Origin of the sequence: Nostoc sp., from assembly GCF_036919495.1 — a bacterium.
GTDB lineage: Bacteria > Cyanobacteriota > Cyanobacteriia > Cyanobacteriales > Nostocaceae > Nostoc.
In genome coordinates, this window is record NZ_JBALBZ010000145.1 from 25,495 (window position 1) to 38,745 (window position 13,251).

Here is a 13,251-nt window from a genome sequence, read left to right on the forward strand (position 1 = left end):
CGACACGCTCCCGCCTTCGGCATAGCAACGCTTTTTTGGAGTTTGCTCTGGGCCTTGCGATCGCGTATGCTAAATTCAGTCTGATTTGAATTATCTTCTGTGGACAGAAACCGCGAACCGTTTATCAGTCTGGCACTTTACCACGCCTTTAAATGGTCAGTCGTTAGCCCCATGCTTCACGCTTACTTTCGGGGCCAGATTTATGGTACGGAAAATGTCCCCCAATCAGGGCCGTTGTTGGTAGTGAGTAATCACGCTAGTTATTTTGACCCGCCCATTGTCTCTAATTGTGTACGTCGTCCAGTGGCGTATATGGCGAAAGAAGAGTTATTTAATATCCCAGTTTTGGCGCAAGCGATTAAATTGTACGGTGCTTACCCAGTGAGTCGAGGAAATGCCGATCGCAATGCCATCCGTTCCGCCCTAGAATATCTCAATAACGGTTGGGCTGTCGGTGTTTTCTTACAAGGCACTCGCACCCCAGATGGTCGAATTACAGACCCCAAGAGAGGCGCACTGCTGCTAGCGGCAAAAGCAAAAGCCCCAATATTGCCGGTAAGTGTCTGGGGTACTGAGGAGATTTTACAAAAAGGATCGTCCCTACCTCGCGCAGTTCCCATCACTGTGAGAATTGGTAACTTGATTGATGCTCCCAGTTCCACTAATAAAGAAGAATTAGAAGCTTTAACACAAAAGTGTACCAAAGTAATTAACGAGATGCATGATTTAAAAAGATGAATTAAGAGAAACTACAGATATATGCTTTAGGGAGGTAGCGATCGCTATTCGGTTCCTCTAATCTTAAAATCAATTCACTCTAACAATCAACTAAGGGACTTCCAAGAAATAAATCATTCATCTTACATGGTGGGCAAATTTCTCACGCTACACAACTAGCTTTTTTACCTATTAATTTACGAATTACGAATTACGAATTATTATGAGCGGCTTTGAAGCCAAGAATTTTTGGGAGCGATTAAATAATCTGGCGTTAGTCCGCTTTTTACTTTTAGTTACTTCTGGCTGGGCAAATGACGAACTTTCTGACATTTATATTAATTGCAGTTGTAGCTTTCTTTATGTTATTGGATGGAGAGAAGTTGTGGAATTTTACCATAAAAATAATCCCAAAACATCGTCGAAATAGATTTACAAATATAATCAGACGCTCCTTTCTCGGATTTTTTAGAGGTCAGTTGTTATTAAGTGCATTTCTCACAAGTACGACTTTTTTAGTTTTTTTAATATTAAAAGTACCTTTTGCTTTGATATTATCAGTGATAGTCGGAGTTCTTGATATTATTCCTGGTATAGGAGCGACATTAGGGGTAAGTGCAGTTACTTTAGTTGTGTTGTCTCAAGATGTTTGGTTAGCAGTGAAAGTCTTAATAGCTTGTATTGTCCTCCAACAGATACAAGACAACTTGATTGCGCCTCGAATTATGCAAGATGCACTAAATCTTAATCCTGTCGTAGTGTTCTTTGCTTTGTTAGTAGGCGCTAAAGTAGCAGGTTTACTAGGAGTTTTTATATCTATTCCCATCGCTGGAGTCATCGTATCTTTATTTGAAATTGATGAAATGAAATCAGAGGTTTAGAGACGCGATTAATCGCGTGTGTAGTAATTAATATAAAATAGTTTATTAGCAATACAAACTAAGGAATGATGTCGGATTTAAGAGCAGAATTGACAGAAATTTTGGATGAGGCAGAGTGGGAGTGGCTAATTCCTCATGTACAACGAGATGCAGTGATTTTGGTGACGCTTGAGCTAAACTTGGTGGATGTTGGAGTAGCGATCGCCAGTGATAATATACCATCAGTAGAACAGTGGATTGATAAACAATTGATTGCCAAACCGACGATAGTACAGGTGGGAGAATGGAACGGCGAGCGCACTAAACGATTTAATACTCTCATCGTTCAGCCTTATGTTCTGGCGCAAGAAATAGTTACTGCTTAATCAGTTTTTGTGGCGTTTTCGATCGGAGTTGGAGTCAACAAAAATGTTTATGTAGCATAAAATACATCAAGATATAAGAAACAGAGGGCAAATATACCTCTCGACTATTGAATAGCAGCAAAATTTTATCCTTTAAAATTTGTCCATCTAGGAGCTAGAATTGTTACGATAATTTCAGATTAGATGTTGAAACCTTGATCCAATCTGAAACCTTAGAACTATTAGAATGGCATCGCCTCTGCCAGCACCTTGCCACCTTCGCGGCAACAAAGCTGGGGGCGACAGCCGCACGTCATCTGAAAATACCCGATTCTCAGATCCAAAGCGAACAGTTGTTAGAGCAAACCAAAGAAGTCTACCAACTGGAAACTCGTTTGACCACGGGACTGTCATTTGAGGGAATTCAAGATATTGGCGATTCCTTAGAACGGGCAGAACGCAGTGGAGTTTTGGCAGGGGATGAACTGTTAGCGATCGCTACCACCCTCGCTGGTGCCAGAAATTTGCGCCGTGTCATTGACAATCAGGAAGATTTGCCGGTATTGACTGATTTGGTTGCCGATTTACGGACTTATCCAGAACTAGAGCAAGAAATTCACCGATGTATTGATGAACGGGCCCAGGTAACTGACCGCGCGAGTCAAAAACTGGGAGAAATTCGCACAGACTTGCGGCGATTACGCACTCAGATTACCCAAAAGCTGCAAAATATCTTACAGGCAAAATCTGGGGCAGTTCAAGAACAGCTAATTACGCAACGGGGTGATCGCTTTGTCATCCCCGTAAAAGCACCCCAAAAAGACGCCATCCCCGGCATTGTCCACGATACCTCTACTAGCGGTGCCACCCTGTACGTGGAACCGCATTCAGTAGTACCCTTGGGCAACCAACTGCGGCAGATAATTAGAAGAGAGCAAGCCGAAGAAGAAGCGGTTCGCCGTGCTTTAACAGAACTTGTAGCCGCAGTCAAACCAGATTTAGAGAGATTGTTAGCGATCGCCACTACTTTGGATTTGGCAACCGCTAGATCGCGATATAGTTATTGGTTAGGAGCAAATCCCCCGCGATTTATCAAGTGGGAAGACAGGGAAATCATTACCTTGCGGAATTTGCGACATCCTCTGTTAGTGTGGCAGCAACAGCACGAACAAGGGCAACCAGTAGTACCTGTAGATTTACTGATTAGTCCGCAAATTCGGGTAGTGACAATTACCGGGCCAAATACTGGCGGTAAAACTGTAACCTTAAAAACTTTGGGGTTAGCAGCACTGATGGCCAAAGTCGGTTTATTTGTTCCCGCCCGCGAACCAGTAGAAATACCTTGGTTTGATAAAGTGCTAGCAGATATTGGCGATGAACAATCTTTACAGCAAAGTTTATCCACATTCTCTGGACACATCCGCCGCATTAGTCGGATTTTAGAAGCATTGGGTACTGGGGACTTGGGACTGGGGACTGGGGAAAAGGAAATTCCTAATCCCCAATCCCTAATCCCCAATCCCCAATCTCTAGTTTTACTTGATGAAGTCGGCGCAGGAACCGATCCAGTTGAGGGTAGTGCCTTAGCGATCGCCTTGTTGCAATATTTAGCTAACCATGCCCAGCTAACGATCGCCACTACTCACTTCGGGGAACTGAAAGCCCTGAAATACGAAGATGATCGGTTTGAAAATGCCTCTGTAGAATTTGACGAAAGTACTCTCTCGCCTACTTACCGCCTGCTGTGGGGCATCCCCGGACGTTCTAATGCCTTAACTATTGCCCTGCGCTTAGGATTAAAACCAGAAGTGGTACAACAGGCGAAAACTCAAGTCGGAGAGGCTACAGATGAAGTTAACCAGGTAATTGCTGGGTTAGAAGCGCAACGCCGCCGTCAGGAAACCAAAGCTGCGGAAGCCCAAAGTTTGTTGCAGCAAGCGGAACGTTTATACAAACAAGTATCCGCAAAAGCCGCAAGTTTGGAGGAAAGGGAAAGCAGTTTGCGGGCTTCGCAAGAAATAGCAGTCCAACAAGCGATCGCCCAAGCAAAAGGTGAAATTGCCCAAGTAATCCGTCGCTTGCAGAAAGGTACGCCCACAGCCCAAGAAGCACAGCAAGCAACTAATGCATTAAATCAAATTGGCCAGCAATATCAGCCAGCAACGCCAGCAAAACCAAAAGCTGGATTTATGCCCAAAGTAGGCGATCGCGTCCGCATTCCAAAGTTGGGACAGATCGCAGATGTAATCACCGCCCCCGATGAAGATGGCGAGTTAAGCGTTCGGTTTGGGCTAATGAAGATGAATGTGAAGTTGCAAGACGTAGAATCTCTAGATGGTCAAAAAGCCGAACCAATCGTCAAACCCAAACCAGCCCCAGCAGCAGTAACCCCACCACCGCAAAGTGTCCCAGAAATTCGCACTTCGCAAAATACCATCGATTTGCGTGGTAAACGGGTAGCTGATGCCGAATACATTTTAGATAAAGCCATCTCGGAAGCTACAGGCCCAATCTGGATTATTCACGGGTACGGCACTGGGAAACTGCGACAAGGTGTTCACGCCTTTTTGCAACAGCATCCCAGAGTCAACAACTACGAACCAGCAGAACAAGCAGATGGCGGCACCGGTGTTACCGTTGCTCACATAAAATAAAGAGCAGGAAATTTGCGATGTTACTTGAACTCAATCAACTAATTGTTAGAGCCGGTCATCAATTGTTGATTAAAGATGTCTCCTGGTCGGCATACAAACGCATTTTAGCCGAATTGGGAGACAATCGCAGTTCTCGGATAGGTTACAGTCAAGGGATGCTGGAAATAATGGCTCCATTACCAGAACATGAAGTAGCTAAAGTTATTATTGGGGACTTGGTAAAAGTTTTATTAGAAGAACTCGATCTAGAATTTTGGAGTTTAGGTTCTACAACTTTTGATAAGGAAAATATGAATGCTGGGGTAGAACCCGATGATTGTTTCTATATCCAAAATGAAGCTAGAGTTAGGGGCAAAGATAGAATAAATTTAGAAATTGACCCGCCTCCAGATTTGGCTATTGAAATTGATATTACCTCCCGTACTCGTTTCAATAATTATCAAGATTTGAGAGTACCGGAACTGTGGCGATGGAATGGGAGAAAACTGGAAATAAACGTGCTATTCAATGGTAAATATCTAGAATCAAATACCAGTTATATTTTCCCCAATTTACCAATTCAGCAAGTAATTCCCGAATATTTGATGTTGAGTAAAACCAATGGCAGAAATAAGACAATGAAAGGATTTCGTGCCTGGATAAGGCAGAAAATTAGTAGCCCAGTTTAGTTCAAATTGTTAGAATTAGCTACTCCAAAAGGTTGGGAGTAGTGGTATAGATGTTTTCTACCTAGGGTAGTCTAATTTAATTAATTGCTTTTTGTTCAAGATTAAAGCTACACCTACAGCCAGTAAAATTCCACCCGCACCCTGATGTTCGGGAACAGAAGTAGAGGGTGCAGTAAATCCATACTTGGCTAAAATTTCTTGCCCTTTTGGTGACAGGATATATTCAGCTAATTTTTTACCATCAGGATCGGCATTTTTCAGTGTAGTCAATCCATAATTAGCTTTCGTTGCTAAATAGTCGGGTAACTCCACTATTTGCAGATTTTCACCACCTTCTATCGCTTGGGCAGTCTTCCCACTGGTGTAATAAGATAAAAATATATCTGCCTGCTTTGTTTCTTCTAGAAAGTAGACTAAATTATTTTTGCCATTAGGAACTATAGGAGCATTAGGATTACCACCTACTAATTGCAAAGCTTTATTCTTCAAAATTTGAGAGCTACCAGGTTTAACCTGATTGGTCTTATCAAATATCTGCCATGCATAGTCACCAGATGGATCTGCTACAGGTGTGGAGGTTCCCACCTTGATTTCGGGTTTTAGCAAAAAATCTAACAAATTATCTGATGTGATCCCAAGTCCTGATCTGACAACAGCAGTCATGCGGTTGCTAGTGAAGTTCACTACAGGTTCACTTAAACCTTCCTCAAACAATGTCTGAGGGTTATTAATATCTGCACTGGCAAAAACATCTGCGGATTTTCCGGTTTTGGAAAATTCTTGTTCTATAAGTTCTCGTATTGAACCAGACGGGCCAAACTGCGTTTCTACTGGAATTCCATATTTATCGTTAAAAGATTCGGCTACTTCTGTGAGGCTATCCCGCAAACTACCAGCACCGTATAGCTTAACCGCGAATGCCTGAGTTGGTAGAATGACACCGACAGCACAAGCTATCAGTGAAAAGGTAAAAAAATGCTTTTTCATAGTTGTTATATTGTTGCGTTACTATTCTTACCAGTGAATTACCTGTAACCTATGCTTCAGTATGGGGTTTCGTAAATGTCTAAAATATTACCTCTGCCCATTAAGTTTATAAATGAGTTCTGATATGTACGTGGTTTGCGGTTAGAGCTATAGTACCAACTAAGTTGGAAAAAATCAATCGTCCAACATCTTTAAAGGCTGACTTTATTAAATTTTTAAGTTTGTCATCAGTTTCATTGAGGCATCAATCGTCCTGATGTTGCCCAGCTTGTCCTGAAATAACAGGCTACACACAAGCGAAACTGGAGTGGGATTATGCCCAGCAGCAAGCAGCACCTTTAGCAAACAGGCAAAAAATTTGTATAGTAATTATGTATACATGAAGACCAAATAATAAACATCAATAAATTTCAAAATTTAAAGCCGCAAATAAATTAAGAGGTATTCTAGATAATTACTTAGTGATAATTAGCGGTTAGCATTCAAAACAATAGTCTATTTATACTCTTGTACGGAATTAGCAGCAAAAGTTGGGTAAACCTTAACTAGAATTGATACTTTTCTACTTTGTCGAAAATAAATTTTCATCTAGAGTAGGACAAAGATACCTGCTGTTTACCATATAAAAAAGCTAGATGAAGCCTCTGGCTCAGAGCTATGGGAAACCAAGCTTGATTCTTAAGAGTCTGGTTTCAAAATGGGTAACAGCAACATCCTCTATCAGCTTGATCACCTATGCTAAAAGTTATGCACTCGGCCACCAACTCAGCCACTCCGAATTCCCAGTGGGAGGATTTAATCAAGCTTCCAGCCCCAAACACAGTTGAATGGGACAATATCAAAACCCAATTAGACTTGGTGCTGTTGGCGCTAGAAACCTTAACTGGCATTGGTTCAGAGGCTATGCTTTCGGCGGCAACTGATCTGAATTTAGAGTCAAGAGTGCCAGACCGCGTAGCTTTATGGCGACTGCGCCAATCAAATCCGCTACGCAAAAGTCAAGGAGGGCGAAAAAAGCTAGATGTCGAAGAAGCGCGATCGCTTGTTCTGATCATCTGCTACCTAGCCAAACAGCACCAGGAATTGATTCGCCGCGCTGTCGGACTGTTGGAACAAATGGCAGAAAATAACCGGGAACCTCACCAGGCTGCTTTACTTGGAGATTATATTGATGCTTTTTGCAACACTTACCAAGAGCGGATGGAAGAGGACGAGAAAATCTCAACGGATTTACTAACTAACCTGGCCCTAAAACTGCTTGTAGATTTACTTTTTTACAGTGCTCCTGGTGGGCATCGTCGTCTCTGGCTAGCACTTTTAGACCGTTCTACAAAATTTTAGATTTTAGATTTGAAATTTCTCAACCAAAATTCGCTCATGAAAGTTTGCTAGGTAAGGATTCCTTTTTGATAATCGTTAGCTCTTGGGCAATGCACTATCAGCACTGCTTCCTCTTTGCACATCACAGAAGGAACCTGACAAAGTTCTGAGTAGAGGAATCCGCCTTTTTAACTTTTCTTTGTAAGCAACTGGCTCAATTTTTTGCAAAATCCCAAATAGTCTTCTTCGCAGTTCCTGCTATGCCTCTATCAAATTCTGTTATTCGTTGCTACACACCCCCTACTTGCACGCTAGAAGTATTCGCGCAAAGCTCCCCTCTGTCGCGTTGGATGGGGAAAACAGTCCTCAAGCACCTGAGCTTTGAGCTTCGTTTTGATGATCCCCGACTACCAGAAGAACACAGAGTTCCAATTCGAGGCGATCGCGATCAACTTGAAGCTTTATGTGATGCAGTCACAAGTTACGTACAGCAATTCCTCCAACAGTCTCCAGAAAGCTTTTGCGTCAGTTTCTCCGATACCCAGGAGTCAAGCACAGTATTAGGTGAGCCGGAATTAAAGTCCTCTACAAAAACATTAAATTCCTTTAGTACCCAGATTCCTGGGGCAAATATCCGCTTAGAACCAAGCAGCCATTTAACTCACAACTTATTTCTCGGTTCTCTCGCCAACCAATCATCCGGCCCCGTAATTAAACTCAGTCTGCTACAACTATTCGATTTGGCCAGTGCTTTAGATGAGTACTCAACTGATGTCATGGCACTCCCAACTCTCAAAAGCACTTCGACTTTGAGGTTCCCTACTTGGGCCCCTGTTGCCGCAGTATTAGTATTAGGTGTAGGTTTATTACCAGTTACTTGGCAATATGCTAACAACCTTAGGGAAAAGCAACAGCAGACAGCCAAAACAGCAGATCCAGGAGCAGTAAAGACTGCTTTAGAAACTTCACCCTCACTAAACTTTCCCACGCCTCAACCTGGACTCACCAATCCATCAGATAATTTGCTAGGTTCCACCCCTCCACTTTCCACATCCACTTTACCCCAAGCACCTCTAACAGCCCCTAGTTCTAGTTTCTCTACACCGCCACCTCTAAATGCACTGACAATACCTCAAGGGAAGACTTCAACCCTTTCTAATAATGGGGCGATGCCTCCGGCGAGCTTCTCTACGAGAGGCTCCGCGAACGCTAACGCACCATCTAGCAAAATCCCAGGTCAGGAAATTGCCATATTACCAAATCTTGCACAGAACCCTACAGGGTCAAGTACCCAACCTGGTACTCTCTCTAAGCTGCGGGATTTGCCACCCAGGCTATCTTCTAACACAAGCAGCTTACCAACTAATATCTCACCAGTTGTTCCCCCATCTCTTGACACCATACCTAATAGTGGCAATACCCCTACCCAACCCTCCCCACTAACCTCACAACAGCTAGAGGAAAGAATTAATTCCCTACAGCAACCTTCTCCTGGAGAGAAACCTGCTTCACAACTTTCCTCCTCTAGAACTGCGGACAATAATCCCTTTATCGATCAATTAGGGAACGAACGCCAAAGCCCTAAATCTACAGAAGTGGCTACTGGCACATTATTTGATACACCTCAAGTAGCAGAAGCTAGAGAATACTTAAAAAAACATTGGCAACCACCCACTGGACTTGGACAAACATTAGAGTACAGTTTGATAGTCAGTGTTGACGGCACAATTGAACGAATTATTCCTCTTAATAAGTCAGCAAGAGACTTTGTTGATAGCGCTGGAATGCCTGAAGTTGGGAAACCTTTTGTGTCCGCCAACAAACGCGGACAAAATGTCAAAATTCGAGTTGTTCTCACTCCTGATGGCAAAGTACAGACTTTTCCAGATGAATAAAAGTAAATTAATCAGTTTAACCTGAGATATTGCATTAGTAACAACAACCGCCTATTAATGAATTACTCTTGCTTATAGCTAAAGTCCTCTTTAGACGACTAGAAACGCTTTGAGTCCACTTGAGTGGACTTTGGCTATTAGCCTCAGACTTCAGTCTGAGGCGGGCTAGTACAGCAAGGCGGAAGTCAAAAGTCAAAAGTCAAAAAATTCTAAAGTTATACAGAATTAATTACACAACGTCATTGCGAATGTAGCGTCTCTAAGAGTTGCGTAATGAAGCAATTCGCTTGCGGTTGGGATTACTTCTTTACGAGACGCTCCGCGAATGCTCCGTTCTCAATGACTGTAAATATTTGTCCAGCTACTTATTCCAAGCTCTTGTGCCATTTAAAATGGTATCTTTATTTTCGCGCCCCCTGTACTAGTTGGTTTATCAAGAATGCTCTAAGATTTCAGTTTAATGCCACTTATAAAACTGGTACATACTTTGTGCTATTTTCTACTTATTTCAGTTGCTCTTGAGCTTGCTTTTTGGAGTCCAGTTACCAAACTGGTCTTACTATTGATACCAGTAAACTTACCACTCAATACAATTACTGTTAACACCAATTCTCCAAAATTAAATTATAGATACAAGTTTGGAAACCCAGATGAAATCTGACTTTTCTTAATTACGAATTACGAATTGGTATAAATCACTCATATCAAAAGTAGGAAATATGCAAACAATTGGTACTCAAAAAGACAGTCCAGCTTGGGTTATTCAAACTTGGGCAGCTTTTGTAATTTCTATTGCTATGACCACCTTCGGCATTGTAAACTTACCTGTAAATGGCTGGGTGAAAGGCTTTATGGGTATGGGTATGGCTTTCTCTGTTGGCTCAACTTTTACTTTGGCGAAAACTACTAGAGACTTGCATGAAAATAGAAGATTAACCGCTAGGTTAGACGAGGCAAAAGTAGAAAAATTGCTTTCACAACACGATCCTCTAAATTTTAAATAAAGGCAGTTATAACAATTTTGGATTAAAGGGATTTAAATAGAAATCCCTTTCAGCAACATCAAATTAACTCTTACAATTTAATGTGATTTACACATCAAAAATTAACTATAGGACTATGATTTGATTTCTGAAAAAATCTAAGTAGTAAGTAGGGTGTGTTATGGCGTAGCCTAACGCACCTAACCTTTGGGCGGTGCGTTAGCCTTTGGCGTAACGCACCCTACGTATATTTCAATAATCAAATATGAGTCCTATAGTATGACGAAAACCAAAAGGACTGCATATACCAGTCCTTTTTTATCTTGATTTAAGGTTTTTATCTTAATAACGGGATTTTTTAGTTTTTAACTTTTGCTTTTTACGTCGACGCTCGCTAGCAGCAACTGCTTGTTCTACCGGATAACCAACTACAGGAATTACCTGATATTTGCGTTCTTGTTCTAATTTTTTCAGTTCAGTGTAATCAACCCAATGAATGCAATCAACTGGACAAGTGTCAATTGCTTCTTGGATAATTTCCTCAGCGTCCCCATCTTGCCGAACCACGCGCGATCGCCCGTAATCTGGTTCAATGTAAAAGGTGTTACGTGCAACATGAGCGCAATGCTTGCAACCAATACAGGTGATTTCGTCAACATAAACACCATTTTGGCGCAGCAAACCGCCCAATTCCGGTTCTAAACCAGAACGTTCTGGGTCATCCCGTAAAAAACCCCCTAATTCTGGTTCCAAACCGGAACGATTTTCTTCTTGTTCTTCAAGCGACGGCAGAAAATCAGCCATTACGCACTCCAGCGCTGTACTACCAGGCGAATTGAACCATCTTCATTTTTTTGTTGTTCAGAGACTTGAAAACCAACACGAGCGGTTTCTTTCACAACTGTTTGATAAGCATAGCGCTGTGTTACCTGGCGTAAAAATCCGTCCACAGACAGGTTTTGCTGCCAATATTGCAAGTCAGCTACCAGTTCATATTCTTTGCCATTCCATTTAAAGCCGATGTCATAGCCATTTTCCTGCTCAATACTAACTTCCGCAGGATGGGTTTGACCGCGATAGCCACGGACTTCTCGTGGGCCAGGCTTCCAGTCTACGCCCAATTCAGTCAAAGCATCTTTCAAAGAATCAAGGTTACGGATTTGAGTCTTAATTTGGCTAAAGTGTGACATGGTGGTTGTGAATTAATTACACTAAACTACTGTGAAAACTTACCAATCGCTGTAAGTGGTGTGTGTATTCGCCACATTAGATTGCTGCACCTTGGCGGCGAAATATTCTGAGGTTGGCTCATGATTAAGTACTTGCCCCAGCTGTGCCTCTATTGCTGCTGTAACCTCACCGCAAGAAGCACCCACAATGCCAGTGACTTTTTCTTGTACCCGACCGTCTGGATAGATTATGAACTCTAATGTCTCCATGCTCTTGGCCAACCACGATAAGTACGCTTAAATTCTACTGTCTTAGCAGAAGGCTACAAATATAGCCGTAGGAACATTTTTACTTAGATACAAACTTACCATTTGTTAAATAATGTTCCATCTCTCAATATATATATCTCAGAATGTTTACAAAAATTATTAATTTTGTAAGTAGGCACATCAACTTTAGTTAGTCTCTCTTAAGCTCATCGATTAGTCAAGGTAACTACTGAAGTTCGCTAAGTAAGCTGCAAAAGTCCTAAAAATAAGCATTAGAGGTAGTATAACCAGCAAGGCAATTCACAAAAATAGAAAATTTATTGAAAAAATTTATTATTAGTATTCGATTTACGTTATTCTATTCCAGGTAAGTTGGATGCAGCCAATTGTCAGCCTACAGCAAGATATTGGCGTATACGTACGTAGGCATTGTATTAGGTCTTTCAAATACTTACTTTAGCTGGCATCGGGTGTAAAGGGATTTGTAAATTGCGATCGCCAGAATATAAAAATAGTAGAAGTTTTAAACAAAAGCAAATTTTGGGTTTTCTTGCATCAACCCAAATTATGAGCAGACGATCGCTTGATGATAGATGTGTAATATGCGTAGGCGTAGCCCAATTAGGAAAGTCCCACTTCAATTACCTCACCAGGAAGGATGGCATTTAGCGATTTTTGTACGTCTGGTATGAGCGGTATTAAATCAGGAAGACGATTTTTGGAGGCGATCAGCACAATAACTGCAACTCCTGCTTGTTCTAAGTTTTGCTGGTATCGCAAATTTTGATCTGTAGTCAGTAAAATCGTGAAACTTTCTTGTTTCATGAGTTGCAAAAGTTCACCATTCTTTTTCCCTGACCATCCCATCTCGACAACTGTGCGTACTTCGTAATCTTTGAATTCACGTTTGAGAGGACGTGGAACACATTCATCAAGCAGGATTCGCATAAGCAGTCAGCATTTCTTTTGCTAATTCCAATGCTGCGATCGCTTGCTCACGGCTAACACTGGGAAAATGATCTAAAAACTCATTTAGCGAATCACCTGCTTCTAGATAATCAAGCAAGGTCTTAATTGGTACGCGAGTTCCAACAAAAACAGTAGTTCCCCCTAATATATCGGGGTCACTGTGAACAATACGCGATGTTGGTAGCATAATAACTCTAGGCATTTATTTGTCAATATTTCGCTATGATCCTAACTCGCAATTACTACTAGTGGAAGCGTAGGCGGATCATCTTTGTAAATATGGCACGCTACTCTATATTTATGGTTCTTCAGTACTTGTTATGCCAAACTATTAAGATATAGGCATCAAACAATGTCAAAAAATGTGTCAATAATCTGCTAAAAGTACTATAAA

Annotated in this window: 13 protein-coding genes and 1 pseudogene; 8 read left to right on the top strand and 6 right to left on the bottom strand. The window is 41.7% G+C overall.

The genetic code is table 11. From position 1 onward, the window contains the following. Nucleotides 1-99 precede the first annotated feature (99 nt). The 5 genes and pseudogenes from V7K25_RS20450 (at nt 100) to V7K25_RS20470 (ending at nt 5,264) form a co-directional block, all read left to right on the top strand. Nucleotides 100-738, top strand: coding sequence for a lysophospholipid acyltransferase family protein (locus V7K25_RS20450; protein WP_335160319.1), 639 nt, complete (start codon nt 100-102; stop codon nt 736-738). 293 nt (nt 739-1,031) lie between these two features. Then, a pseudogene (locus V7K25_RS20455) lies at nt 1,032-1,598 on the top strand (AI-2E family transporter); the annotation flags it as partial. A 68-nt stretch (nt 1,599-1,666) separates the two neighbouring features. Continuing rightward, the gene (locus V7K25_RS20460) at nt 1,667-1,963 is read left to right on the top strand and encodes a DUF2288 domain-containing protein (RefSeq protein WP_335160331.1); all 297 of its coding nucleotides are present in this window, start codon (nt 1,667-1,669) and stop codon (nt 1,961-1,963) included. A gap of 194 nt (nt 1,964-2,157) precedes the next feature. After that, a complete protein-coding gene (locus V7K25_RS20465; RefSeq protein WP_335160320.1) occupies nt 2,158-4,596 on the top strand; it encodes an endonuclease MutS2 in 2,439 nt (812 codons plus the stop codon). 17 nt (nt 4,597-4,613) lie between these two features. Continuing rightward, nucleotides 4,614-5,264: a Uma2 family endonuclease gene (locus tag V7K25_RS20470; protein WP_335160321.1), complete on the top strand. Its 651-nt coding sequence runs from the start codon at nt 4,614-4,616 to the stop codon at nt 5,262-5,264. Nucleotides 5,265-5,321: 57 nt separating this feature from the next. Here the strand turns inward: V7K25_RS20470 and V7K25_RS20475 are convergent, their stop codons facing one another. Then, a complete protein-coding gene (locus V7K25_RS20475) occupies nt 5,322-6,251 on the bottom strand; it encodes a molybdate ABC transporter substrate-binding protein (RefSeq protein WP_335160322.1) in 930 nt (309 codons plus the stop codon). Between the two features lie 735 nt (nt 6,252-6,986). Between V7K25_RS20475 and V7K25_RS20480 the strand changes: the two genes are divergently transcribed. The 3 genes from V7K25_RS20480 (at nt 6,987) to V7K25_RS20490 (ending at nt 10,470) form a co-directional block, all read left to right on the top strand. Continuing rightward, a complete protein-coding gene (locus V7K25_RS20480) occupies nt 6,987-7,592 on the top strand; it encodes a DUF3038 domain-containing protein (protein ID WP_335160323.1) in 606 nt (201 codons plus the stop codon). Between the two features lie 239 nt (nt 7,593-7,831). Continuing rightward, nucleotides 7,832-9,466, top strand: a complete 1,635-nt coding sequence (locus V7K25_RS20485) for a DUF4335 domain-containing protein (protein ID WP_335160324.1) — start codon at nt 7,832-7,834, stop codon at nt 9,464-9,466. A gap of 719 nt (nt 9,467-10,185) precedes the next feature. Beyond that, nucleotides 10,186-10,470: a YiaA/YiaB family inner membrane protein gene (locus V7K25_RS20490; RefSeq protein ID WP_335160325.1), complete on the top strand. Its 285-nt coding sequence runs from the start codon at nt 10,186-10,188 to the stop codon at nt 10,468-10,470. Nucleotides 10,471-10,791: 321 nt separating this feature from the next. Here the strand turns inward: V7K25_RS20490 and V7K25_RS20495 are convergent, their stop codons facing one another. The 5 genes from V7K25_RS20495 to V7K25_RS20515 all read right to left on the bottom strand — a co-directional run bounded on the left by V7K25_RS20495 (nt 10,792) and on the right by V7K25_RS20515 (nt 13,044). Further along, entirely contained in the window at nt 10,792-11,253 is a 462-nt protein-coding gene (locus tag V7K25_RS20495) for a ferredoxin (RefSeq protein WP_335160326.1), read from the bottom strand. Then, nucleotides 11,253-11,639, bottom strand: coding sequence for a DUF1257 domain-containing protein (locus tag V7K25_RS20500; RefSeq protein WP_229472741.1), 387 nt, complete (start codon nt 11,637-11,639; stop codon nt 11,253-11,255). Before V7K25_RS20500 ends, V7K25_RS20495 begins: the two co-directional genes overlap by 1 nt. A gap of 39 nt (nt 11,640-11,678) precedes the next feature. After that, the gene (locus V7K25_RS20505; protein WP_335160327.1) at nt 11,679-11,888 is read right to left on the bottom strand and encodes a DUF2997 domain-containing protein; all 210 of its coding nucleotides are present in this window, start codon (nt 11,886-11,888) and stop codon (nt 11,679-11,681) included. 621 nt (nt 11,889-12,509) lie between these two features. Next, on the bottom strand, nt 12,510-12,836 hold the full coding sequence (locus V7K25_RS20510; protein ID WP_335160328.1) for a DUF5615 family PIN-like protein: 327 nt from the start codon (nt 12,834-12,836) through the stop codon (nt 12,510-12,512). Beyond that, on the bottom strand, nt 12,820-13,044 hold the full coding sequence (locus V7K25_RS20515; RefSeq protein WP_335160332.1) for a DUF433 domain-containing protein: 225 nt from the start codon (nt 13,042-13,044) through the stop codon (nt 12,820-12,822). Before V7K25_RS20515 ends, V7K25_RS20510 begins: the two co-directional genes overlap by 17 nt. Nucleotides 13,045-13,251: the final 207 nt, after the last annotated feature.